The following is a 24,164-nucleotide window of genomic DNA, read 5'->3' on the forward strand; positions in this document are numbered from 1 at the left end:
GCCCTGTGGAAAACCGCGGCGTTCCGGGCGGCGCCGGATTCGTGAACCTCTTGTTAACGCTAACCAAGGTTGAATGCGACGAGGTCCCGGAACAGGTCCGGGGCGCCGGTCGGTCGCGTTGACGCCCATAGATGCCCATGTTATCCCAAACCTACCGGACGGCGCGTCGCGGCCTCCCGAACAGGGCAGGGGTCGACGCGGGCGGGCGCAGCCCGGACGGCCGGAGTTCCAGTCCACCAGCCCGCGCGGATCGCGCCGGGTGCGAGCGTGGCGCCGACACGGTCCGGCGCGCGTCGACGTTGTGCCGGGTTTCGAGTTCCGCCGCCGCCGCGGGGGCCGAGGGGAACGATGAACGGGTTCGTGTCGCGCTTCACCAATCGGATCGACCGGAAGGGACGGGTTTCCGTGCCGGCGTCGTTCCGTCAGGTGCTGTCGCGCGACGGCTTCGAAGGGCTCTACTGCTATCCCTCGCTCGACATGATGGCGGTGGACGCCGGCGGCAACGGCCTGCTCGGCGAGATCGAGAAGCGGCTCGCCCGCTTCGAGCCCTTCACGGAAGAGCACGACTATCTCTCGACGGCCTTCTACGGTCTGTCGGAGCGGCTGACGATGGACCCGGAGGGCCGCATCGGCCTGACCGACACGCTGATCGAATTCGCCGGGATCGGCGAGGAGGTCACCTTCGTCGGCCAGGGCTACAAGTTCCAGATCTGGGAGCCGAAGCGCTACCTCGAGCACGAGGCCGAGGCGCGCCGGCGTGCGCTGGCGCTGAGGCGTCCGGGCGCGGCACCCCGGCCGGCCGGGGAGGGCGCGGAATGACCGACGTCGCCGCCCCGCACGTCCCCGTCCTCCTCGCCGAAGTCCTCGACGCCCTGCAGCCGGTCGCCGGCGGCACCTTCGTCGACGGCACCTTCGGCGCCGGCGGCTACACCCGCGCCATACTCGCCGCTGGCGCCGCCCGCGTGATCGGCATCGACCGCGACCCGACGGCGGTGGCGCGCGGCCGCGACCTGGCGGCGGCCGAGGCCGGCCGCTTCGCGATCGTCGAGGGCCGCTTCTCCGAACTCGACGCCCATGCCGCCGACGCGGGGGCGGTCGACGGCGTCGTGCTCGACATCGGCGTCTCCTCGATGCAGCTCGACGAGGCCGAGCGCGGCTTCTCGTTCCGCACCGACGGCCCGCTCGACATGCGCATGAGCCTCGCGGGCCCGAGTGCGGCGGACGTGGTCAACACGGCCGACGAGCGCACGCTCGCCCGCATCCTCCAGGTCTACGGCGAGGAGCGCCAGGCCGGCCGGATCGCCCGCGCGATCCTCAGGCGGCGCGCCGAGGAACCGCTGACGCGCACGCGCGACCTCGTCGCGGTCTGCGAAGGCGTGCTCGGCGGCAAGCGCTTCGGCGAGGCCCATCCGGCGACGCGGACGTTCCAGGCGATCCGCATCCACGTCAACGGCGAGCTCGACGAACTGGTCGGGGCGCTCGCCGCCGCCGAGCGGCTGCTGCCCGAGGGCGGGCGGCTCGCGGTGGTGACCTTCCATTCGCTCGAGGACCGCATCGTCAAGCGCTTCTTCGCCGAGCGCAGCCGTACCCACGCCCAGGGGTCGCGCCACCTGCCCGACGTCGCGGTGCCGCCGCCGACCTTCCGCCTCGAGGCGCGCCAGCCGGTGGAGCCGGGTCCGGCCGAGACCGACGCCAACCCGCGCGCCCGCTCGGCCAAGCTGCGCTTCGGCCTGCGCACCGCGGCGCCGGCGCGCGACCTCGACGGCGCGGCGCTCGGCCTGCCCGTGCTCGAAACCGAACGCCGGAGGGGGCGGGGATGAAGCGCACCGTCAACGCCCTGCTGGTCGCCCTGATGGTCCTGTCGGCGGCCGCCGTCTACGACATGAAATACGAGGCCGAACTCGCCGCCGAGAACGTCCACAAGGTCGAACGCGACATCGAGCGCGAGCGCGCCGCGCTGAGCCTGCTCAAGGCCGAGTGGAGCGTCCTGACCCAGCCGGGCCGCCTGCAGGACCTCGCCGAGCGCCACGCCGACATCCTGAAGCTGACGCCGATGACGGCCGACCACATCGTCACCCTCGCCGACATTCCCGCCAAGCCGGTCGAACCGGCGCCCGACGTCTCGGGCACCGACGACGCCGTGCCGCACGGGCCGGCGCAGCGCTCCGCCTCCGCCGGCCGTCCCGGCCACGACAAGATCCGCTGAGGAGGCCGCCGATGCCGAACGCTCCCTCCCTGCCGACCGCGAGCAAACTGCGGGCGCTGCTGCCCTGGCGCCGCCGCGCCGTGCGCCGCGAGAAGCCGTCGCCGGGCGACACCACGCGCAGCCGGCTGATCCTGGCGATGGGCGCCTTCGTGCTGGTCTACGGCACGATCGGGGCACGGCTGGTGCAGTTCGGCCTCGCCGAGCCGGCCGACCCGGCAGTGCTCGGCAACGCCCAGGCCGCGATCGCGGCGGCGCGGCCGGACATCGTCGACCGCAACGGCGAGATCCTCGCCACCGACATCAAGACCGCCTCGCTCTACGCCGAGCCGCGCCGCATCGTCGACCCCGACGAGGCGACCGAACTGCTCGGCACCGTGTTCCCCGAACTCGGCACCGATGCGACGCGCCAGAAGCTGGCCTCGCGCCAGGGCTTCGTCTGGCTGAAGCGCGAGATCACGCCGCAGCAGCAGGAGGCGGTGCACAAGCTCGGCCTGCCGGGCATCGGCTTCCTGTCGGAGAGCAAGCGCTTCTATCCCTCGGGCCGGTCGGTCGGCTACGTGGTCGGCCACGTCAACATCGACAACCAGGGCATCGCCGGGATCGAGAAGTACATCGACGACCAGTGGCTCGGCGACCTGCACAAGCTCGGCTTCGCGATGACGCCGAACCTCGAGCCGATCAAGCTGACGCTCGACCTGCGCGTCCAGCACGTGCTGCACGACGAACTGTCGTCGGCGATGGAGCGCTACACCGCGATCGGCGCCGCCGGCGTGGTGATGAACGTCAAGACCGGCGAGGTGGTGGCGATGGCCTCCATGCCGGACTACGACCCGAACAACCCCGTCGAGGCGCTCGACCCGAACAAGATGAACCGGGCCTCGGCCGCCGTGTTCGAGATGGGCTCGACCTTCAAGCTGTTCGCCACCGCGATGGCGCTCGATTCGGGCAAGGTCAGGCTGACCGACAGCTTCGACGCCTCGGCGCCGCTCCGGATCGGCGGCTTCACCATCCACGACTTCCATGGCAAGCACCGCGTGCTGACGGTGCCCGAGGTGTTCATCTATTCCTCCAACGTCGGCACCGGCAAGGAGGCGCTCCGGGTCGGGCAGGCCGGCCAGCAGGAGTTCCTGCGCCGCATCGGCCTGATGGACAAGGTGCCGACGGAACTGCCGGAGATCGCCCGCCCGATCCTGCCGAAGCGCTGGTCGGACCTCGTCACCGTGACCGTCTCGTTCGGCCACGGCATCTCGGTGTCGCCGCTCGCCACCGCGATGTCGGCCTCGGCGGTGATGAACGGCGGCCTCCTGATCCCGCCGACCTTCTTCCCGCGTTCGGAGGAGAAGGCGCGGCTGATGGCGACGCGCGTCCTCAAGCAGCAGACCTCGGACGAGATGCGCTACCTGATGCGCCTCAACGTGCTGAAGGGCTCGGGCACGCGCGCCAACATCCCGGGCTACCGGGTCGGCGGCAAGACCGGCACGGCCGAGAAGGTCGTCAACGGCCGCTATTCCGCCAACAAGCGCTTCAACGCCTTCCTCGCCAGCTTCCCGATCGACGACCCGCAGTACCTGGTGCTGGTGGTGCTCGACGAGCCGAATCCGGAGAAGCCCGGCGTCGGCGCGACCGCCGGCCTGAACGCCGCGCCGACCGCGTCCAACGTCATCAGCCGCATCGCCCCGATGCTCGGCGTCATGCCGCGCTTCGACGACGCCGACCGGCCGTTGATGGTCTCGTTCTGACGCCGCCGGTCCTCCGGGGCCGGCGGACGTCGTCGTCTCGTTTCGTTGCGTGGGCTCGGGCGTCGCCGACGTCCTCATTTCGATCACGAAGGCCGGGCAGCGTGCCGGCCGCTCCGGACAGGGAGCCGTCAAACCGCTCCGAGGGACCACCGATGAAACTTGCGGAACTCGCCCCCGACATCCTCACGCCCGACCCGGCGCTCCGGCGCATGGTGATCACCGGCGTGACCGCGGACAGCCGCGAGGTCCGGCCGGGCACGCTGTTCGCGGCGCTGCCGGGCACCAAGGTCCAGGGCTCCGCCTACATCCCGCAGGCGGTCGAGCGCGGCGCGGCGGTGATCCTGACCGGCTCGAACGACGACGTGCCGCTGGAACTGCCGGTGCCGGTGCTGCGCGATCCCGACCCGATGCGCCGCTTTTCCCGCTTGGTCGCGCGCTTCTACGCGCCGCAGCCGAAGACGGTGGTGGCGGTGACCGGCACCAACGGCAAGACCTCGGTCGCCGCCTTCGTCCGCCAGATCTGGGAGAAGACCGGCAAGGCCGCCGCCTCGATCGGCACCATCGGCGTCGTCGCCAAGGGCGAGACCCGCTACGGCAACATGACGACGCCCGACCCGGTGACGCTGCACCGGACGCTGCGGGACCTCAGGGCCGAGGGCATCGACCACGTCGCGATGGAGGCGTCTTCGCACGGGCTGATCCAGCGCCGGCTCGACGGCCTGACCATCTGCGCCGGCGCCTTCACCAACCTCTCGCGCGACCACCTCGACTACCACGGCTCCATGGACGGCTACATGGCCGCCAAGATGCGCCTGTTCGACACGGTGCTGGAGCCGGGCGCGGGCGCCGTGGTCAACCTCGACGACCGTTACGGCGAGGCCTTCGCCGCGGCGGCCCGGATCTCCGGCCTCGATCTGATGACGGTCGGCGCGCAGGGGGCGGCGATCCGCATCCTCGACGTCGCCCGCGACGGCTTCGCGCAGGTGGTGACGGTCGACGTCGGCGCGGGACCGCGCACCGTGCGGGTGCCGCTGGTCGGCGCCTTCCAGGTCTCGAACGCGCTGGTCGCCGCCGGCCTCGCCGCCGCCGGCGGGGCGGTGACGCTGGCCGAGGCGCTCGACGCGGTGTCCTCGATCGAGGGCGCCCAGGGCCGGCTCGAGCTCGTCGCCCACGCGCCGTCCGGCGCGCCGATCTTCGTCGACTTCGCCCACACCCCGGCTGCGCTCGAAGTCGCGCTCTCGACGCTCCGGCCCTATGTCGAGGGCAAGCTGGTGGTCGCCTTCGGCGCCGGGGGCGACCGCGACCGCGGCAAGCGCCCGCAGATGGGCGAGGTGGCCGAGCGGCTCGCCGACGTTGCCATCGTCACCGACGACAACCCGCGCTCGGAGGATCCGGCCGAGATCCGCGCCGCCATCCTCGCCGCCGCGCCGTCGGCGATCGAGATCGGCGACCGCGCCGAGGCGATCCGGCGCGGCATCGCGCTGCTCGGCGACGGCGACGTGTTCCTGGTCGCCGGCAAGGGCCACGAGACCGGCCAGATCGTCGGCGACACCGTGCTGCCGTTCTCCGACCAGGAGACGGTGCGCCATTCCCTGCCCGAGGGCGTGGCCGACGACCGCGTGCTGTGGCCGGGCCGCTCCTTCCTCGCCGGCGTCGGTGGCACCGCGATCGGCGCGCTGCCGGCGGCGATCACCGGTATCTCGATCGACAGCCGCTCGGTCGAGCCGGGCGACGCCTTCTTCGCCATCACCGGCGACCGGCTCGACGGCCACGCCTTCGTCGCCGACGCGCTGCGGCGCGGCGCGGCGGTCGGCGTGATCGCCGCGGACCGACGCGGCGAGGTCGAGACCGACGGCGCGCTGGTGGCGGTCGACGACGTGCTCGCGGGCCTGCGCCGCCTCGCCGCCTACGCCCGGCTGCGGACGAAGGCCAAGGTGGTCGCGGTGACCGGGTCTGTCGGCAAGACCTCGACCAAGGAGGCGCTGCGCGCCGCCCTGTCGGGCTCGGGCGCGGTCCACGCCTCGGTCGCCTCGTTCAACAACCACTGGGGCGTGCCGCTGACGCTCGCCCGGATGCCGAAGAACGTCGCCTACGGCGTGTTCGAGATCGGCATGAACCACGCCGGCGAGATCACCCCGCTGACCCAGCTGGTGCGCCCGCACGTGGCGATCGTGACCAACGTCGCGGCCGTGCACCTCGAGCACTTCCCCGACGAGGCCGGGATCGCGCGCGCCAAGGCGGAGATCTTCACCGGGCTCGAGCCCGGCGGCACCGCGATCGTCAACGGCGACAACCGCTGGGCCGGCCTGCTCGCCGACGCCGCCCGCGAGCAGGGCGCCACCGTGATCCGCTTCGGCGAAGTGGCGGACGCCGACGCGAGGCTGATCAAGTTCGCCCTGCACGAGGAGTGCTCGGCGGTGACCGCCGACATCCTCGGCGAGACGGTGAGCTACAAGATCGGCGCGCCGGGCCGGCATCTGGTCGACAACTCGCTGGCGGTGCTGGCCGCCGTCAAGCTGGTCGGCGCGGACTTGAGCCGCGCGATGATGGCGCTGCAGCGGCTGGAGCCGCCGAAGGGCCGCGGCAAGCGCCACACCCTCAGGATCGGCGGCGGCGCCGCGACGCTGATCGACGAGAGCTACAACGCCAACCCGACCTCGATGCGGGCGGCGATCGCGCTCCTGAAGCAGGCGCGCGCCGAGGGCGGCCGCCGCATCGCGGTTCTCGGCGACATGCTGGAACTCGGACCGGAGTCGCCGGCCCTCCACGCCGGCCTGCTCGGTCCGCTCACCGATGCCGGCGTCGATCGCGTGTATTGCGCGGGTCAGCAGATGCGCGAACTCTGGAAACTCTTGCCCCGCCCGATGCGGGGATCGTATGCGGAGACGTCGGCGGGCCTCGAATCACTGGTCGACGACGTTCGCGCCGGCGACGTGATCATGGTCAAGGGCTCGCTCGGCAGCCGCATGGGTCCGCTGGTCGAGGCCCTGATCAAGCGTCACGGCGAACCGTCGAGCGGTCGCTGAAGCCTGCCCACGAACGCCGCGGAGAACGACGAAAGATGCTGGTCTATCTGGCCGAACTGGCAGGTCAGGTCTCGGTCCTGAACGTGTTCCGGTACATCACCTTCCGGACCGGAGCCGCGGTGATGACCGCGCTGCTGTTCGTCTTCCTGTTCGGCCCCGGCATCATCGCCTCCCTGCGCGTGCGCCAGGGCAAGGGCCAGCCGATCCGCGCCGACGGCCCGCAGAGCCACCTCACCAAGAAGGGCACGCCCACCATGGGCGGCCTGATGATCCTGTCGGGCTTCCTGGTCTCGACCCTGCTCTGGGCCGACCTTCGGAACCCCTACGTCTGGACCGTTATCGTCGTCACCTTCGCCTTCGGGTCGATCGGCTTCTACGACGACTACCTCAAGGTCACCAAGCAGTCGCACAAGGGCTTCTCGGGCAAGGCCCGGCTCGGCCTCGAGGCGCTGATCGCCGGCCTCGCGTGCCTGGTGATCGCCGAGGCGGGCCAGCCGCATTTCGCGACCTCGCTGGCCTTCCCGTTCTTCAAGGACGTGCTGCTCGACCTCGGCTGGTTCTTCATCCCGTTCGGCGCCTTCGTGGTGGTGGCGGCCGGCAACGCCGTGAACCTCACCGACGGCCTCGACGGCCTCGCCATCGTGCCGGTGATGATCGCCTGCGCCTCGTTCGGCCTGATCGCCTACGTCGCCGGCAACGCGGTTTTCGCCTCCTACCTGCAGATCCACTTCGTCGCCGGCACCGGCGAGCTGGCGGTGATCTGCGGCGCCGTGCTCGGCGCCGGCCTCGGCTTCCTGTGGTTCAACGCCCCGCCGGCGGCGATCTTCATGGGCGACACCGGCTCGCTGGCACTCGGCGGCCTGATCGGCACCATCGCCGTCGCCACCAAGCACGAGATCGTGCTGGCGATCATCGGCGGCCTGTTCGTGCTGGAGGCGCTGTCGGTGATCATCCAGGTCGGCTCCTTCAAGATGACCGGCAAGCGCGTCTTCAAGATGGCGCCGATCCACCACCACTTCGAGCATCTCGGCTGGACCGAGGCGCAGGTGGTGATCCGGTTCTGGATCGTCTCGGTGGTGCTGGCGCTGATCGGTCTCGCCACCCTGAAGCTGCGTTGAGGAAGGATCGCCCGTTGATTCCGATCACCACGTACAACGGCCGGCGCGTGGCGGTGTTCGGCCTCGGCGGCTCGGGCCTCGCCACCGCGGAGGCGCTCGCCGCCGGCGGCGCCGAGGTCGTGGCCTACGACGACGGCGAGGCGGCCCGCGAGGCCGCGGCCGTGCGCGGGCTGACGGTCGCCGACTGGCGCGAGTCGGAGTTCTCGGCCTTCGCCGCGCTGGTGCTGGCGCCGGGCGTGCCGCTGACCCATCCCGAGCCGCACTGGTCGGTCAAGCTCGCCCGCGAGGCCGGCGTCGAGGTGATCGGCGACGTCGAGCTGTTCGCGCGCGAGCGGCGGGCGGTCAGCCCGGCCTCGCCCTTCGTGGCGATCACCGGCACCAACGGCAAGTCGACCACCACGGCGTTGATCGCGCACATCCTGCGCGCCGCCGGCCGCGACGTCGAGATCGGCGGCAACTTCGGGCCGGCGGTGCTGGGCCTCCGCGAACTGGCGCCGGAGCGGACCTACGTCGTCGAGTGCTCCTCGTTCCAGCTCGACCTCGCCCCGACGATCGACCCGACGGTCGGCATCCACCTCAACCTCTCCGAGGACCACCTCGACCGCCACGGCTCGATCGAGGCCTACGCCGCCGCCAAGGAGCGCCTCGTCGCCGGCGCCCGCGTCGCGGTGGTCGGCATCGACGATCCCTGGTCGCTCGCGATGGCCGAGCGGCGCGAGGCGGCGGGGGGCGAGACGCTTCGGATCTCCACCATGGGCGCGGTCAAGACCGGCGTCTGGGCGGTCGGCGGCCGGGTGATCGAGCCGCGCGGCCTCGCCCAGACGGTGGTCGCCGACATGCACACCCATCCGGTGCTGAAGGGCGTCCACAACGCCCAGAACGCCGCCGCCGCGGTCGCCGCGGTGCGCGCGCTCGGCCTCGGCCTCGACGAGGTCCGCTCCGGGCTGATGAGCTTCCCGGGCCTCGCCCACCGAATGGAGCCGATCGGCCGGGCCGGCCGGATCGTCGTCGTCAACGACAGCAAGGCCACCAACGCCGACGCCGCGGCGCGGGCGCTGGCGAGCTTCGAGCGGATCTGGTGGATCGCCGGCGGCAAGCCGAAGACCGGCGGCATCGACTCGCTGGCGCCGTATTTCCCGCGGATCCGCAAGGCCTACCTGATCGGCGTCGCCGCCGAGGCCTTCGCCGCGACGCTGGCGGCCGCGGGCGTGCCGCACGCGATCGTCGGAACGATGGACGCGGCGGTCGCCGCCGCGGTCGCCGACGCGGTCGCCGACGGCGGCGAGGGCACGGTGCTGTTGTCGCCGGCCTGCGCGTCCTTCGACCAGTACCGGAACTTCGAGGTCCGCGGCGAGCACTTCCGCTCGCTGGTCGCCGCCGATCCGGCGGTCGGTCCGTTCTGAGGAGAGCGTGCGATGGTCTCCCGTGCCGAACGAAGCCGTGTCGCCGACTGGTGGTTCACCGTCGACAAGCTGCTGCTGACCGCCTTCCTGGCGCTGATCTTCGGCGGCATCGTGCTGTCGCTGGCCGCCTCGCCGGCGGTCGCCGAGCGCATCGGCATCCAGGACAGCTACTACTTCGTCAAGCGGCAGGCCTTCTTCGCCGTGCCCGGCATCGTCGCGATGATCGGGGTGTCGTTCATGGACGCCCGCCAGATCCGCCGCTTCGCCATGATCGGCTTCGGCATCTGCGTGGTGCTCTTGGTGGCGACGCTGTTCATCGGCCCGGAGATCAAGGGCTCGCGGCGCTGGCTCGACCTCAAGGTGATCTCGATCCAGCCGTCCGAGTTCATGAAGCCGATGTTCGCCGTGGTGATCGGCTTCCTGCTCGCCGAGGCGCAGAAGCGGCCGGACGTGCCGGGGCGGGTGTTCTCCTTCATGGTGCTCGGCATCGTGGTGGCGCTGCTGGTGGCGCAGCCGGACTTCGGCCAGACCATGCTGACCTGTCTCGCCTGGGCCGGCCTCCTGTTCCTCGCGGGCATGTCGTGGTTCTGGATCTTCGGTCTCGCGGGGGCCGGCGTCGGCGGCATCCTGGCGGCCTATTCGCTGGTGCCGCACGTCAGGAGCCGCATCGACCGCTTCCTCAACCCGGAGCAGGGCGACACCTATCAGGTCTCGACCGCGCAGGAGGCCTTCGTCAACGGCGGCTGGTTCGGCACGGGCCCCGGCGAGGGCACCTTCAAGCGCATCCTGCCCGACAGCCACACCGACTTCGTGTTCGCCGTGCTCGGCGAGGAATTCGGCCTCGTGCTCTGCATGGCGCTCGCCGGCCTGTTCGCCTTCACGGTGCTGAGGGCCTTCTCCCACGCGGTCCGCGAGAGCGATGCCTACGTGCGGCTCTCGACCGCCGGCCTCGCCATCCTGTTCGGCCTGCAGTCCTGCATCAACATGGCGGTGAACCTGCACCTGATGCCGGCCAAGGGCATGACGCTGCCGTTCATCTCCTACGGCGGTTCGTCGCTGATCGCGGTGGCGATGTCGATGGGCATGCTGCTGGCGCTGACCCGGCGCCGGCCCGAGCAGACCCGCTACGTCGCGCCGATCCGCTACCACGCCCTCGGCACGCAGGCCTGATCCGGCGATGGGCTCGACCTTCCTGATCGCCGCCGGCGGCACCGGCGGCCACCTGTTCCCGGCCGAGGCGCTCGCGCACGAACTCGGCCGCCGCGGCCACGTGGTGCACCTCGCCACCGACCACCGCGCCACCGACTACGGCCGCGACTTCCCGGCCGCGGCCGTGCACGTCGTCGCCTCCGCCACCTTCGGCGACCGCTCGCCGCTCGGACTCGCGCGCTCGGCCGTGCGGATCGCCACGGGCCAGTTGCAGTCGCTGGCACTGGTCGGTCGGCTGAAGCCGGCGGCCGCGATCGGCTTCGGCGGCTATCCGACCCTGCCGCCGCTGCTGGCGGCGTCGCTGCGCGGCGTGCCGACCGTCGTGCACGAGGCCAACGCGGTGATGGGCCGGGCCAACCGCTTCCTCGCCCGCCGCACCACCGCGGTGGCGACGTCCTTCGCGACGACGCGCCTGCTCGACGATCCCGCCAAGGCGGTGACGACCGGCAACCCGGTGCGCCCGCGCGTGGTCGCGGCCGCCTCCCCCTACGACGTGCCGGCCGCGGCCGGGCCGTTCCGCCTCGTCGTGTTCGGCGGCAGCCAGGGCGCGCGGGTGTTCTCCGAACTGGTTCCGCCGGCGCTGGCGCTGCTCGCGCCCGACCTCGGCGCCCGGCTCCGGCTGGTGCAGCAGGTCCGGCCGGAGGACATGGCGCGGGTGCGCGCGGGCTATTCCGAGCTCGGCATCGAAGCCGAACTGCTGTCCTTCTTCCCCGACCTGCCCGAGCGCATCGCCGGCGCCCATCTGGTGGTGTGCCGCTCCGGGGCGTCGTCGGTGTCGGAACTCGCCGTCATCGGCCGGCCCTCGATCCTGGTGCCGCTGCCGCACGCGCTCGACGCCGACCAGAAATCCAACGCGCTCGAGCTGGAGCGCGCCGGCGGCGCGCTGATGGCCGAGCAGGCGAGCCTGACGCCCGACGTGCTCGCCGGCCACCTCTCCACCCTGATGAACGACCCCGGCCGGCTCGCCGCCATGGCCACCGCCGCGCGCGGCGAGGGACGGCCCGACGCGGTGCAGCGTCTCGCCGACCTCGTCGAGCACGTCGGCGCCGGCGGCCGCCCCGCCGACTTCGCCCGAGGACGCCCGACCCCATGAAGATGCCCCACGACATCGGCCCCGTGCATTTCGTCGGCATCGGCGGCATCGGCATGAGCGGCATCGCCGAGGTGCTGAACAACCTCGGCTACCGCGTCCAGGGTTCGGACGTCGCCGAGGGCTACAACCTCGAGCGCCTGCGCAAGGCCGGCATCGCCGTCACCGTCGGCCACAAGGCCGAGAATCTCGGCCTCGCCGAGGTGGTGGTGGTGTCCTCGGCGATCAAGCGCGACAATCCCGAACTGGTCGCGGCGCGCGAGCGCCACCTCGCCATCGTGCGGCGCGCCGAGATGCTGGCCGAGCTGATGCGCTTCAAGCAGGCGATCGCGATCGGCGGCACCCACGGCAAGACGACCACGACCTCGATGGTGGCCGCGCTGCTCGACGCCGGCGGGCTCGACCCGACCGTGATCAACGGCGGCATCATCAACGCCTACGGCACCAACGCCCGCATGGGCGCCGGCGACTGGATGGTGGTGGAGGCCGACGAGAGCGACGGCACCTTCGTCAAGCTGCCGGCCGACGTCGCCATCGTCACCAACATCGACCCCGAGCACCTCGACCACTACGGCTCGTTCGACAACGCCCGCGCCGCCTTCAAGCAGTTCGTCGAGAACGTGCCCTTCTACGGCTTCGCGGTGATGTGCCTCGACCATCCCGAGGTGCAGGCGCTGGTCAGCCGGATCGAGGACCGCCGCATCCTGACCTACGGCGCCAACCCGCAGGCCGACGTGCGCTTCACCGACCTGCGCTTCGAGAGCGGGGCGTCGCGCTTCTCGGTGGAGATCCGCAACCGCATCACCGGCACCTCGGAGATCATCCAGGCGCTGGAACTGCCGATGCCGGGCCGCCACAACGTCTCCAACGCCACCGCCGCGGTGGCGGTGGCGCGCCAGCTCGGCATTCCCGCCGACGCGATCCGGCGCGGCCTCGCCGCCTTCGGCGGCGTCAAGCGCCGCTTCACCCGCACCGGCGTCTGGAACGGCGTCACCGTCTACGACGACTACGGCCACCACCCGGTCGAGATCATGGCGGTGCTGAGGGCCGCGCGCGAGAGCGCCACGGGGCGCGTGGTCGCCGTGGTGCAGCCGCACCGCTACAGCCGCCTCGCCAGCCTGTTCGCCGACTTCTGCAAGTGCTTCAACGACGCCGACACGGTGTTCGTCGCCGACGTCTACGCCGCCGGCGAGCAGCCGATCGAGGGGGCCGACAAGGCCTCGCTGGTCGCCGGCACCAAGGCGGCCGGCCACCGCGACGCGCGCGTGCTCGAGGGGCCGGAGACGCTGGCCGCGCAGGTGATCGGCACGGTCGGACCCGGCGACATCGTGGTCTGCCTCGGCGCCGGCAGCATCACCACCTGGGCCTACGCCCTGCCGAAGCAGCTCTCCGAACTGTCGGTCTCGCGCGGGGGACCGGCATGAACGGCGCGGCGCTGATCGCGCGGCTCGGCGACCTCTCGGCCATCCGCGGTCGGATCGAGCCGGAGCGGGCGCTGAAGGACCTCGTGTGGTTCCGCGCCGGCGGTCCGGCCGAGGTGCTCTACCAGCCGGCCGACGAGGATGACCTCCGCGCCTTCCTGCCGAAGGTGCCGGCCGACGTGCCGGTGACCGTGATCGGCCTCGGCTCCAACCTCATCGTCCGCGACGGCGGCGTGCCGGGCGTGGTGATCCGGCTGTCGGTGCGCGGCTTCGGCGGGGTCGAGCGGCTGGGCGCGACGCGGCTGAAGGTCGGTGCCGGCGTGCCGGACAAGCATCTCGCGGCGACCGCGCTCGACGCCGGGCTCTCCGGTTTCGCCTTCTACCACGGCATCCCCGGTGGCATCGGCGGCGCGCTCAGGATGAACGCCGGTGCCCACGGTGCCGAGACGCGCGAGCGGGTCGTCGAGGTCCGCGCGGTGACGCGTGCCGGCGAGGCGGTGACGCTCTCCAACGAAGGCATGGGCTATTCCTACCGCCATTCGGACGCGCCGGCGGAGCTGATCTTCACCGCTGCCGTCTACGAGGGCGTGCCGGCCGAGCGCGACGCGATCCGCGCCGAGATGGACGCGGTGCAGGAGCACCGCGAGAAGTCGCAGCCGATCCGCTCGCGTACCGGCGGCTCCACCTTCAAGAACCCGCCGGGGCATTCGGCCTGGAAGCTGGTCGACGCCGCCGGCTGCCGGGGCCTCCGCATCGGCGACGCCGAGGTCTCGCAGATGCACTGCAACTTCCTCATCAACACCGACGCGGCGAGTGCGCACGATATCGAGCTGCTCGGCGAGACCGTCAGGGCGCGGGTGCTGGAGACGAGCGGCGTGCGGTTGGAATGGGAGATCAAGCGGCTGGGCGTGTTCGAGCCGGGGCGGGCGGTGGAGCCGTTCCTGGGGCGGTAGCGGGGCCCGTTGGATCGGTCGACAACACGCGGGGGTGTTGGTATGATCTCCAACATGAAGGCGCGGCTGGTCCTGAGGGCGCGCGACGAGGTCGGCGACGACGCCTTCACCGAATACGTGATCTGGCAGGTGCCCGAACCGCTCCGCGGCAGCGGGCATCTCTTCAAGTACCGGATCGCCTACATCGAAGATGGCGTCTGCGTGATCCGGTACGACAACGAGGCGGGCAAGGGCGACCACAAGCACGTCGGAGATCTGGAGCTCGCCTATACGTTTCGAGGGCTGCGGCAACTGTTCCTCGACTTCGATCTCGACGTGGAAGCCTGGAGGCGGCGCACATGAGGACGATCACGATCGAAGTCGCTCCCCCGGAGATCAACCGCGCCAGGGCCATGGCCGCCTTCGCCGGCGAGGTCCAGGGCGAGTTCATCTGCTTTCCAACCTACGAACGGCTGGCCACGGTCATGAACCCGAAGCGGGTGGAGATCGTGCAGACGATGATGGGGCAGGGAGCCCTCTCGATCCGCGAGGTCGCCCGCCGTGTCGATCGCGACGTCAAGGCCGTCCACGGCGACGTGCAGAAGCTGCTCCAGACCGGCGTGCTCGAGAAGACCGACGAGGGCCGTGTCGTCTGCCCCTACGACGAGGTCCGGTTCAACTTCGGCCTGAGATCCACCGAGAACGCCGCCTGAGGCGACGCGCCACTTCGACGATCGACCACATCACGCCCCTCCCGGGCCGCAGAAGGATTCCATTCATGACCAAGCACGTCGCCGTCCTGATGGGAGGCTGGTCGTCCGAGCGACCGGTCAGCCTCAACTCGGGCAAGGCCTGCGCCGACGCGCTCGAGGAGCGCGGCTACCGCGTCACCCGCATCGACGTCGACCGCGGGATCGGGACGCTGCTCGACGAACTCCGACCCGACGTCTGCTTCAACGCCCTGCACGGCCCCTACGGCGAGGACGGAACCATCCAGGGGATCCTGGAAATCCTGGACATTCCGTATACGCACTCGGGCGTCCTCGCCTCTGCGCTGGCCATGAACAAGCCCAAGGCGAAACACGTGTTGAAGGCCGCGGGAATTCCTGTGGTCGAGCACGCGCTCGTTAACCGTTTCGATGCGGTGAAAGCGCATGTCCTGAAGCCACCCTACGTTGTCAAGCCGCCGGCGGAGGGCTCCAGCTTCGGCGTGCTGATCGTGCCGGCCGACTCGCCCGCGCCGCCGCAGCAGCTCGGCACCGACGCCTGGCCCTACGGCGACAACGTCATGGTGGAACGCTACATTCCCGGCCGCGAGCTGACCTGCGGCGTGATGGGCGACGACGCCCTCGGGATCATCGAGGTGGTGCCGACCGGCGAGGGCTTCTACGACTACGACGCGAAATACCGGCCGGGCGGATCCCGGCACATCCTGCCGGCCCCGCTTTCACCCTTTATTTACCAAAATGTCCAAAGACTGGCCTTAGAGGCGCATCGGGCCCTCGGGTGTCGCGGAGTGAGCCGGGCCGACTTCCGGTTCGACGACCGCGGCGACGGGACCGGCGAGGTCTACTGCCTGGAAGTCAACACCCAGCCGGGCATGACCGCGACGTCGCTGGTTCCGGAGATGGCGGCGCACGCCGGCATCGAGTTCGGGGCCCTGGTGAGTTGGATCGTGGAGGACGCGAGTTGCAAGCGCTGACGTCACGGTGGTTCGGGCGCGCCAGGGGACAGGGCCTTTCCGGCCTGATCCCCGGACGACGCGGCGTCGCCCGGCTCCATCGGCAGCCGGTGTGGCGGGCGGCGGGCTTCCTCGGACGCCTGCCGCGCGGCGCCGGCCTGACGGCCTCGGTGCTCTACCTGATCGCCTGCGGCGCCTACGGCATGGTCTACTCGGGCAAGACCGAGGAAGTGTTCAACGACACCACCTCGGAGCTCGGATTCCGTGTCTCGGCCGTGCGCATCACCGGCCAGCGCGAACTCGACGAGATCGACGTGCTCGACACGCTGTCGATCCACTCCGGCCAATCGCTGTTCTTCTACGACGCGCAGGGCGCGCGCGACCGGCTCGCCGGAAATCCCTGGATCTCCAACGTCTCGGTGATGAAGTTCTATCCGGACAAGCTCCGGGTCATCATCGAGGAACGCACCCCCGCCGCGCTGTGGCAGAAGTCGCTCGACGAGCCCGTCGAGATCGTCGACGGCGCCGGCAAGGTCATCACCGACCACCTGGAAGCGCGCTTCGTCAAGCTGCCGCGCGTGATCGGCGACGGCGCCGAGACGCGCGTCCACGAGATCACCGGCCTGCTCGACGACGCCCCCGACGTCCAGAAGCGCGTGCGCGCGTCCATGCTGGTGTCGCACCGGCGCTGGGACCTGTTCCTCGACAACGGGGTCCAGGTCATGCTGCCCGAGCGGAACCCGGAGGCCGCGCTCGCCGAACTGCAGCGGCTCGAGCACGACGGCGGCCTGCTCGACCGCGACCTGACGCTGGTCGACCTGCGCCTCTCGGACCGCCTCGTGGTCCGCCTCACCGACACGGCCAAGGCCGCGCGCGACGAACTCGTCCAGGCGCGCACCAAGGCGATGAAGCAGCGGGCGAGGGACGCATGACCCAGGCTCCCGAGAACCGCGTCCAGCGCATGCGCCCGCTGCCGCCGAAGCGGCCGGTGATCGTGTCGGTGCTCGACGTCGGCACCTCCAAGATCTGCTCGGTCATCGCGCGGCTGACCCCGCGGCCGGTCGGCGACGTGCTGCCCGGCCGCACTCACGCCATCGAGGTGCTCGGCTTCGGCTACCAGCGCTCGCGCGGGATCAAGGCCGGCGCCGTGGTCGACCTCGACCAGGCGGAGAAGTCGATCCGCCTCGCCGTCGACGCCGCCGAGCGGATGGCCGGCCTGACGGTGGAATCGCTGATCGTGTCGGTGTCCTGCGGCCGGCTCGGCAGCGAGACCTTCTCGGCCGGCTTCGAGCTCTCCGGCCGCGAGGTCGGCGAGGCCGACATCCAGCGCGTGCTCGAGGTCGGCAGCCAGCACTCCGTCAAGGAGGGCCGCGCCGTCGTGCACGCGCTGCCGATCGGCTACGCGCTCGACGGCAACCGCGGCATCCGCGACCCCAAGGGCATGCTCGGCGAGCGGCTCGCGGTCGACACCCACGTCGTCACCGCCGATGCCGCCCCCTTGCGCAACCTCGAGATCTGCATCAACCGCGCCCATCTCGAGGTCGAGACCATGGTGGCCTCGCCCTACGCCTCGGGCATCGCCACGCTGGTCGACGACGAGGCCCAACTCGGCGTCGCCTGCGTCGACATCGGCGGCGGCACCACCAAGATCGCCGTCTTCGCCGACGGCCAGTTCGTCCACGTCGACGGCTTCGCCGTCGGCGGCCACCACGTCACCATGGACCTCGCCCGCGGGCTCTCGACCAAGCTGGTCGACGCCGAGCGGATCAAGACGCTGCACGGCTCGGTGATCGGGACCGACAGCGACGACCGCGACATGGTCACGGTCGAGCCGGTCGGCGACGACGACGTCGCCAACCACGTGCCGCGTTCGCAGATCGTCCAGATCATCCGCCCGCGGGTGGAGGAGATCCTCGAGGTGGTGCGCGACCGCCTGCACGGCTCCGGCTTCGCCGGCCGCGTCGGCCGCCGCATCGTGCTGACCGGCGGCGCCAGCCAGCTGACCGGCCTCACCGAACTCGCCCGCCGCATCCTCGGCCGCAACGTGCGGCTCGGGCGTCCGGTCGGGATCACCGGTCTGCCCGAGGCGGCGCGCGGCGCCGCCTTCGCCTCGGCGGTCGGCCTGCTGATCTATCCGCAGGTGGCGCAGATCGAACAATTCTCCTCCCGGCGCAAGGGACTGACGCTCGCCGCCAACGGCGGCTTCGTCTCGCGGGTCGGGCAGTGGTTCAGGGAAAGCTTCTAGGCCCCCTCGGGAGCCGACGGAGGCGTCGAAAGTGCGGTCGCTCAAACGACCGGTGCGTTGAAGAAGGTCAAAACCGGCGGCGACCGGCTGAATTGACGAGGATGCCATGTCTATCAACCTGAAGATGCCCGATCTGACGGAATTGAAGCCCCGGATCACCGTGTTCGGTGTCGGCGGCGCCGGCGGCAACGCCGTGAACAACATGATCAACGCCGGGTTGCAGGGCGTGGAGTTCGTCGTCGCCAACACCGACGCGCAGGCGCTGGCGTCCTCGCGGGCCGAGCGGCTCGTGCAGATGGGCGTCGCCGTCACCGAGGGTCTCGGCGCCGGCTCGCAGCCCGAGGTCGGCCGCGCCGCCGCCGAAGAGGTGATCGACGAGATCAACGACCACCTCGCCGGCTCGCACATGGTGTTCATCACCGCCGGCATGGGCGGCGGCACCGGCACCGGCGCCGCGCCGGTGATCGCCCGCGCGGCCCGTGAGCACGGCATCCTCACGGTCGGCGTCGTCACCAAGCCGTTCCAGTTCGAGGGCGCGCGCCGCATGCGGATCGCCGACGCCGGCATCCAGGAACTGCAGGCCGCCGTCGACACGCTGATCTGCATCCCGAACCAGAACCTGTTCCGGATCGCCAACGAGCGCACCACCTTCGCCGACGCCTTCGCGATGGCCGACCAGGTGCTCTACTCGGGCGTCGCCTGCATCACCGACCTGATGGTGAAGGAGGGCCTCATCAACCTCGACTTCGCCGACGTCCGCTCGATCATGCGCGGCATGGGCAAGGCGATGATGGGCACCGGCGAGGCCTCCGGCGACCGCCGCGCCCTGCAGGCGGCCGAGGCGGCGATCGCCAACCCGCTGCTCGACGAAGTCTCGATGAAGGGCTCGCGCGGCCTGCTGATTTCGATCACCGGCGGCAAGGACCTCACCCTGTTCGAGGTCGACGAGGCCGCGACGAGGATCCGCGAGGAGGTCGACAGCGACGCCAACATCATCCTCGGCGCTACCTTCGACGACAGCCTCGAGGGCGTGATCCGCGTGTCGGTGGTCGCCACCGGCATCGACCAGGAGGCGATCCAGGCCGGCAACACCCAGGAGAGCCGCCTCGCGGACATCTCCAGCCGCGCCGCCGCCGTCCGCCCGACGCAGGCCGCTTCGCCGGCCGCCGTGGCCGCGCAGGAGATGCGCTCGTCTTTTACCCAGCCGGCCGTGCGGCCGGCGGCGGTGCGTGAGCCGGCCCCGGCACCCGCCCCGGCTCCGACGTACGTGCCGGCGACCCCGGTTTCCGTCGCCACGGCCGCCATCGAGGCCGCGCTCGACCTGCCGAAGCCCGAAGCCGAGCCGATGCGCCCGGTGCAGTCCGCGCAGGATCCGCGCGTGACGATCGAGCCCTACCATCCGCCGATGGCGGCCTACGAGGCGCCCCGCGCGCCCGAGGCCGTCGCCCAGCCGATGGTGCCGCACGATCCCGAGCCCGCCCCGGCCCCCTACGTGCCGCCGGTGGCCGAGCGTCCGGCCGCGGCCCAGCGTCCGCGGATGCCCTCGATCGAGGACTTCCCGCCGGTGGTCCAGCGCGAGGCCCGCGCCCAGGCCGCTCCGGAGGAGCACGCCGAGCCGAACCGCCCGATGAGCATCCTGCGCCGCCTCGCCAGCGTCGGCCTCGGTCGCCGCGAGGACGAGCCGGCGCCGGTGGCCCGCCCGGCGGTGCCGCAGGCGCCCGCCGCCCGCCCGGCCGTCAACGAGTACGCCAAGCGCGCCAACCCGCAGCCGCAGGGCGCCGCCGGCCGTCTCGACCCGCAGGGCCGCGTCGCCCCGCAGCAGGCGCGCATGAGCGACGACGAGCAGCTCGAGATCCCCGCCTTCCTGCGCCGCCAGAACTGAGCGGCGCACGAGCGGAGACACGACACGGGAACGGCCCGCGGCGGAGACGCCGCGGGCCGCTTCGTTTTCCGCGTGTTGGAATTCGTTCACCGTGATCGCGACGGCGCGGCGGACGAGCGGCGAGCCGGCCCGAAATTTTCACGGATCGGGCCCACGCTGGCCGACGGGCGAGGGGAAGGGCGCGCCGCGGTGCGGCGAACGCGGGTTCCCCCGAGCGGCCGGGGGGCGCCATGGACGACATCCGATACCTCGAGTACAAGATCCTCTTGCGGCCCGAGCGCTTCTTCCATCCCGACCAGTTCGAGGTCTACTGGAAGAAGATCGCGCGGATCGCCGCCGAGCACGGCGTCGCGGTCGAGACAGCGGACCGGCCGTTCAAACGCCACGTCCGCGAGGTGCTGTTCTACGACACGCCCGACTTCGACCTCTACCGCAACGCCTTCATCCTGCGCCGTCGCACCTTCTACGACGACGGCTGGCCGGCGCCGGAGCACGAACTGACCTTCAAGTTCCGCCACCCGGACCTCGCGGAGGCGGCGAAGGTCGACGTGACGCCGCGGCTGTCGGGCGCGGCCGAGATCAAGTTCAAGTGCGAGATCCTGCCGCTCGCCGACCGGGTCGGCGCCGCCCGCCGGCTCTACTCCCACAATTGCGTGCTGACGACGCCGGGCATCGTGCTCGACGAGGGCCTCGACCGGGTGGCAGGGGTGTTCCCGGCGCTGGCGCCGCTCGCCTGCGGCGACAAGCCGGTGGCGCTCGTCAACAACCTCGCGGTCGAGGAGGTCGAGGTCGCCCCCGGCCGGCTCGACTTCGGCAAGGGCATGACCGCGAAGGCGACCGTGGCGGTCTGGCGCGACCGGGCGAGCGAACGCACGCTGGTCGGCGAATTCGCCTTCCAGGCCAAGTTCGAGCAGCTCGACGACCTCGGCCGCAAGGCGCGGCGCCGGGCCGAGGAGTTCTTCCTCGCCGCCCAGGACGGCACCGCCGAGTGGATCCAGCTCGGCACCACCAAGACCGCGCTGGTCTACGGCATCGCCGGCCGTGCGGTCGGGGGGCACGAATGAGCGAGGCCGCCGCAGCACCCGCCCGCGCCGAGACCGTCGGCCTCGGGGCGATGTTCCTGACCTTCCTCGGCGTCGGCGCGACGTCCTTCGGCGGCGGCGTGGTCGCCTATCTCCGCCATGCCCTGGTGGCGCGGCGCGGCTGGGTCGACGACGACGGCTTCATCTCCGCCCTCGAGGTGGCGCAGGCGCTGCCGGGGCTGAACGCGACCAATCTCGCGGTGATCGTCGGCGACCGGCTGCGCGGGCCGATCGGCGCGGTGGTGGCGCTGGTGGCGCTGGTGCTGCCGGGCGCGGTGGCGGTCACCGGCCTCGCCGCGGTCTACGCCGCCCATTCCGGCGACCCGCGCGTCAACGCCGCGCTGATCGGCGTCGGCGCGGCGGCGGTCGGGCTGTTGGCGGCGACCGTGGTGCAGATCGGCCGGCGGACGGTGCACGGCGCGACCGACGTCGTGCTCGCGCTCGCCACCGTGGCGGCGGTCGCCTGGCTGAAGCTGCCGCTGCCGCTGGTGCTCGTCACCCTCGGCCCGGTCGCGGTACTGCTGCACCGGCCGCGGCCGACCGGCGGGGAGGGCCGGCCATGACGGACGACAACGGCGGCGCCGGTGCCGTCTTCGCCGTGTTCGCGCTGCTCTCGGTGATGGCGGTCGGCGGCGGCGCCGCCGTGTTGCCGGAGACCCACGCGCTGGTGGTCGAGCGCCACCACTGGATGACCGCGGACGCCTTCCGCGACGCCTACGGCCTCGGGCAGGTGGTGCCCGGGCCGAACATGCTGATGGTGATGGTGATCGGCCACCAGGTCGCCGGTCTCGCGGGGGCGCTCGCCGCCATCGCCGGCTTCTTCGGGCCGTCGTCGGCGATCGCCTGGGGTGCGGGCCGGCTCTGGAACCGCTTCGCCGGATCGCCCTGGCGCGCCGCGGTCGAGCGCGGGCTGGCACCGCTGGTGGTGGGGCTGATGGCGGCCGGCACGATCGCCGTCGCCCGCACCGCGATCGACGGCGCCGCCACGGTGGCGATCGCCGTCGCGGTCTTCGCCGGGGTGCTCGGGCTGCGCCGGCTCAATCCGGCGCTCCTGGTGCTGGCCGCCGGGGTGGTGGGGCTGGGTCTCGGTCTCGGGGGGTGATACGGTGGTCGCGAGAGTTCCGGGGCGAGCGGGGACGTCTCGACAGGGCGCCGGGGCCGTGATGAACTCCGCCGTCGCCAATTCGACGGATCCCGTTGCCATGTCCCTCGTCGCCAAGATCGCCGCCGCCGCCTTCGTCGTGCTCGCCGCCCTGCCCGCCCGGGCGGCGGAGCGCTGGATGGAGATCCCCGAGCCGCCGGCGATGCCCGCCGCGGTCGAGACCGGCAACGCCGAGGTGAACGGCATCCGGATGTACTACGCGGTCTACGGCAAGGGCGCGCCCGTGCTGCTGATCCACGGCGGCCTCGGCCACGGCGACATCTGGGCCAACCAGGTCGCCGACCTCGCGCGCGATCACCAGGTGATCGTCGCCGACAGCCGCGGCCACGGCCGCTCGACCCGCACCGAGGCGCCGTTCGGCTACGACCTGATGGCCTCCGACTACGTGGCGCTGCTCGACCACCTGAAGATCGACGCGGTCGACCTCGTCGGCTGGAGCGACGGCGGCATCATCGGCCTCGACATCGCCATGAAGCACCCGGAGCGGCTGAAGCACCTGTTCGCCCACGCGGCCAACGCCACGGTCGACGGCGTCAAGCCGTCGGTGGCGACCGACCCGGTGTTCGGCGCCTACATCGAGCGCATGGGCAAGGCCTACGCCAAGATGTCGCCGACGCCCGGCGAGTACGACGCCTTCGTCGCCCAGATCTCCCACATGTGGGAGAGCGAGCCGGCCTGGACCGCCGACCAGCTGAAGACGATCCGGACGCCGACGCTGATCGTGCTCGGCGACCACGACGAGGCGATCACCCGCGAGCACACCGATTACCTCGCCGCGACCATCCCCGGCGCGAAGGAACTGATCCTCGAGGACGCCAGCCACTTCGCCATGTTGCAGGACCCCGCCGGTTACACCCAGGCGATCCGGGACTTCATCGACGCGCCGTGAGGAGCGCGGCCGTCACCAGCCGATCGCTCTCAGCCCGGCCACCACGGCGACGCCGATCGCGACGGTCGCGATCAGCGGCAGGCGGAAGGCGAGGAGGGCGGTGACGGCGCCCGCGACCGCCTCGGCCGGACCCTCGACCAGGGCCGGGGCGATCACCGCGGTGAGCACGGCCGGCGGCAGGGCGTCGAGCGCGATCCGGACGCGTCCGGTGCGCGGCAGGCGGCCGGCGAGGAACAGGCCGGCGACGCGGGTGGCGTAGGTCGCGAGGCCCATCGCCAGGATGGCGAGGAGGTTGTGCGGATCGATCGTCACGGCCGGACCTCCGCGTCGGCGGGGGCGGCGAGGACCGCGGCGAGGATGCCGGCCCCGGCGCCGGCGACGACGTACCACGCGCCCGGCACCGCGGCGTGGACCGCGACCGCGACCAGCGCCGAGGCCGCCATCACCGGGGCGGTGCGCCAGCCCTTCCAGAAGCCGAGCGCGAGGGCGATGAAGATCGCCGGGAAGGCGAAGTCGAAGCCGAAGCGCTCGGGCTCGCGGATCAGCGAGCCGAGCAGCGTGCCGAGCACGGTCATGCACTGCCAGGAGAGGAACAGGAACAGGCCGGCGCCGAACCAGAACGGCACCGTCAGCGGTCCTTCCAGGGCCCGGCGCTCGCCGACCGCCCAGACCTCGTCGGCCATGACGTGGACGGCCGGGAAGCGCAGCCAGCCGAAATGCTCGATCTTGGCCGACAGCGAGGCGCCCATCAGCACGTGGCGGAGGTTGATCAGCAGCGCGGCGAGCGCCAGCGCCGAGGCCTGGGCGGGGAAGGTCCACAGGCTCACCGCCAGGAACTGCGAGGAGCCGGCGAACACGATCGAGGACATCGCCAGCATCTCGAGCGGCGTCAGGCCCTTGGCGGCGGCCTGCTGGCCGAGCAGCAGGCCGAAGGGCACCATGGCGACGATCGCCGGCAGGATGGCGAGCATGCCGGCGCGGATCTCGGCGGCGGGTCTTCGGGCAAGGTCTCGCATCGGTCCGATCGGCTCTCCGGGTTTCGCCGCGGCGGGATAACCCGGCGCGCCCATGGCCGTCTT

Annotated in this window: 23 protein-coding genes and 1 pseudogene; 22 read left to right on the forward strand and 2 right to left on the reverse strand. The window is 71.7% G+C overall.

Going from position 1 to position 24,164, the window contains the following annotated elements; all coding sequences use genetic code 11:
* Window positions 1-348: 348 nt before the first annotated feature.
* The 22 genes and pseudogenes from mraZ to EDD54_RS11945 all read left to right on the forward strand — a co-directional run bounded on the left by mraZ (window position 349) and on the right by EDD54_RS11945 (window position 23,085).
* Window positions 349-819: a division/cell wall cluster transcriptional repressor MraZ gene (gene mraZ, locus EDD54_RS11845; RefSeq protein WP_126541366.1), complete on the forward strand. Its 471-nt coding sequence runs from the start codon at window positions 349-351 to the stop codon at window positions 817-819.
* A complete protein-coding gene (gene rsmH / locus EDD54_RS11850) occupies window positions 816-1,820 on the forward strand; it encodes a 16S rRNA (cytosine(1402)-N(4))-methyltransferase RsmH (protein WP_126541367.1) in 1,005 nt (334 codons plus the stop codon). Before mraZ ends, rsmH begins: the two co-directional genes overlap by 4 nt.
* Window positions 1,817-2,206 (forward strand): cell division protein FtsL, encoded by a 390-nt coding sequence (ftsL, locus tag EDD54_RS11855; RefSeq protein WP_126541368.1) that lies wholly within the window; start codon window positions 1,817-1,819, stop codon window positions 2,204-2,206. The genes rsmH and ftsL overlap by 4 nt, the downstream gene beginning before the upstream one ends.
* An 11-nt stretch (window positions 2,207-2,217) precedes the next feature.
* Complete coding sequence (locus EDD54_RS11860) at window positions 2,218-3,945, forward strand: peptidoglycan D,D-transpeptidase FtsI family protein (protein ID WP_126541369.1); 1,728 nt, start codon at window positions 2,218-2,220, stop codon at window positions 3,943-3,945.
* Between the two features lie 209 nt (window positions 3,946-4,154).
* Window positions 4,155-5,531, forward strand: a pseudogene (locus EDD54_RS23785) (UDP-N-acetylmuramoyl-L-alanyl-D-glutamate--2,6-diaminopimelate ligase); the annotation flags it as partial.
* Window positions 5,532-5,549: 18 nt separating this feature from the next.
* Window positions 5,550-6,971 (forward strand): UDP-N-acetylmuramoylalanyl-D-glutamyl-2,6-diaminopimelate--D-alanyl-D-alanine ligase, encoded by a 1,422-nt coding sequence (locus tag EDD54_RS23790; RefSeq protein ID WP_284288342.1) that lies wholly within the window; start codon window positions 5,550-5,552, stop codon window positions 6,969-6,971.
* A 35-nt stretch (window positions 6,972-7,006) separates the two neighbouring features.
* Window positions 7,007-8,089 carry a phospho-N-acetylmuramoyl-pentapeptide-transferase gene (gene mraY, locus EDD54_RS11870; RefSeq protein WP_126541371.1) on the forward strand — a complete coding sequence of 361 codons (1,083 nt, stop codon included), beginning with the start codon at window positions 7,007-7,009 and terminating at the stop codon, window positions 8,087-8,089.
* 14 nt (window positions 8,090-8,103) lie between these two features.
* A complete protein-coding gene (gene murD, locus EDD54_RS11875; RefSeq protein WP_126541372.1) occupies window positions 8,104-9,492 on the forward strand; it encodes a UDP-N-acetylmuramoyl-L-alanine--D-glutamate ligase in 1,389 nt (462 codons plus the stop codon).
* A gap of 12 nt (window positions 9,493-9,504) precedes the next feature.
* Entirely contained in the window at window positions 9,505-10,662 is a 1,158-nt protein-coding gene (gene ftsW, locus EDD54_RS11880) for a putative lipid II flippase FtsW (protein WP_126541373.1), read from the forward strand.
* A gap of 7 nt (window positions 10,663-10,669) precedes the next feature.
* Window positions 10,670-11,794, forward strand: coding sequence for an undecaprenyldiphospho-muramoylpentapeptide beta-N-acetylglucosaminyltransferase (gene murG / locus EDD54_RS11885; RefSeq protein ID WP_126541374.1), 1,125 nt, complete (start codon window positions 10,670-10,672; stop codon window positions 11,792-11,794).
* Window positions 11,791-13,215: a UDP-N-acetylmuramate--L-alanine ligase gene (murC, locus tag EDD54_RS11890; RefSeq protein WP_126541375.1), complete on the forward strand. Its 1,425-nt coding sequence runs from the start codon at window positions 11,791-11,793 to the stop codon at window positions 13,213-13,215. The genes murG and murC overlap by 4 nt, the downstream gene beginning before the upstream one ends.
* Window positions 13,212-14,165, forward strand: coding sequence for a UDP-N-acetylmuramate dehydrogenase (gene murB / locus EDD54_RS11895; RefSeq protein ID WP_126541376.1), 954 nt, complete (start codon window positions 13,212-13,214; stop codon window positions 14,163-14,165). Before murC ends, murB begins: the two co-directional genes overlap by 4 nt.
* Before the next feature lie 42 nt (window positions 14,166-14,207).
* Window positions 14,208-14,507 (forward strand): toxin-antitoxin system TumE family protein, encoded by a 300-nt coding sequence (locus tag EDD54_RS11900; protein ID WP_245515731.1) that lies wholly within the window; start codon window positions 14,208-14,210, stop codon window positions 14,505-14,507.
* Window positions 14,504-14,857 (forward strand): HVO_A0114 family putative DNA-binding protein, encoded by a 354-nt coding sequence (locus EDD54_RS11905; RefSeq protein WP_126541377.1) that lies wholly within the window; start codon window positions 14,504-14,506, stop codon window positions 14,855-14,857. The genes EDD54_RS11900 and EDD54_RS11905 overlap by 4 nt, the downstream gene beginning before the upstream one ends.
* Before the next feature lie 65 nt (window positions 14,858-14,922).
* A complete protein-coding gene (locus EDD54_RS11910; protein WP_126541378.1) occupies window positions 14,923-15,846 on the forward strand; it encodes a D-alanine--D-alanine ligase in 924 nt (307 codons plus the stop codon).
* On the forward strand, window positions 15,834-16,757 hold the full coding sequence (locus tag EDD54_RS11915; protein ID WP_126541379.1) for a cell division protein FtsQ/DivIB: 924 nt from the start codon (window positions 15,834-15,836) through the stop codon (window positions 16,755-16,757). The genes EDD54_RS11910 and EDD54_RS11915 overlap by 13 nt, the downstream gene beginning before the upstream one ends.
* Before the next feature lie 29 nt (window positions 16,758-16,786).
* A complete protein-coding gene (gene ftsA, locus EDD54_RS11920) occupies window positions 16,787-18,070 on the forward strand; it encodes a cell division protein FtsA (RefSeq protein ID WP_245515750.1) in 1,284 nt (427 codons plus the stop codon).
* A gap of 106 nt (window positions 18,071-18,176) precedes the next feature.
* The gene (gene ftsZ, locus EDD54_RS11925; RefSeq protein ID WP_126541381.1) at window positions 18,177-19,952 is read left to right on the forward strand and encodes a cell division protein FtsZ; all 1,776 of its coding nucleotides are present in this window, start codon (window positions 18,177-18,179) and stop codon (window positions 19,950-19,952) included.
* 230 nt (window positions 19,953-20,182) lie between these two features.
* Window positions 20,183-21,016: a hypothetical protein gene (locus EDD54_RS11930; RefSeq protein WP_126541382.1), complete on the forward strand. Its 834-nt coding sequence runs from the start codon at window positions 20,183-20,185 to the stop codon at window positions 21,014-21,016.
* Window positions 21,013-21,597: a chromate transporter gene (locus EDD54_RS11935; RefSeq protein WP_126541383.1), complete on the forward strand. Its 585-nt coding sequence runs from the start codon at window positions 21,013-21,015 to the stop codon at window positions 21,595-21,597. Before EDD54_RS11930 ends, EDD54_RS11935 begins: the two co-directional genes overlap by 4 nt.
* Window positions 21,594-22,136 carry a chromate transporter gene (locus EDD54_RS11940; protein WP_126541384.1) on the forward strand — a complete coding sequence of 181 codons (543 nt, stop codon included), beginning with the start codon at window positions 21,594-21,596 and terminating at the stop codon, window positions 22,134-22,136. Before EDD54_RS11935 ends, EDD54_RS11940 begins: the two co-directional genes overlap by 4 nt.
* Window positions 22,137-22,236: 100 nt before the next feature.
* A complete protein-coding gene (locus tag EDD54_RS11945) occupies window positions 22,237-23,085 on the forward strand; it encodes an alpha/beta fold hydrolase (protein WP_245515732.1) in 849 nt (282 codons plus the stop codon).
* 12 nt (window positions 23,086-23,097) lie between these two features.
* Here the strand turns inward: EDD54_RS11945 and EDD54_RS11950 are convergent, their stop codons facing one another.
* Both EDD54_RS11950 and EDD54_RS11955 read right to left on the reverse strand, forming a co-directional pair.
* Window positions 23,098-23,397, reverse strand: coding sequence for an AzlD family protein (locus tag EDD54_RS11950; protein ID WP_126541386.1), 300 nt, complete (start codon window positions 23,395-23,397; stop codon window positions 23,098-23,100).
* Window positions 23,394-24,101 (reverse strand): AzlC family ABC transporter permease, encoded by a 708-nt coding sequence (locus tag EDD54_RS11955; RefSeq protein WP_126541387.1) that lies wholly within the window; start codon window positions 24,099-24,101, stop codon window positions 23,394-23,396. Before EDD54_RS11955 ends, EDD54_RS11950 begins: the two co-directional genes overlap by 4 nt.
* Window positions 24,102-24,164 lie beyond the last annotated feature (63 nt).

Origin of the sequence: Oharaeibacter diazotrophicus, from assembly GCF_004362745.1 — a bacterium.
In the GTDB taxonomy this organism is placed as follows: Bacteria; Pseudomonadota; Alphaproteobacteria; order Rhizobiales; family Pleomorphomonadaceae; genus Oharaeibacter; species Oharaeibacter diazotrophicus.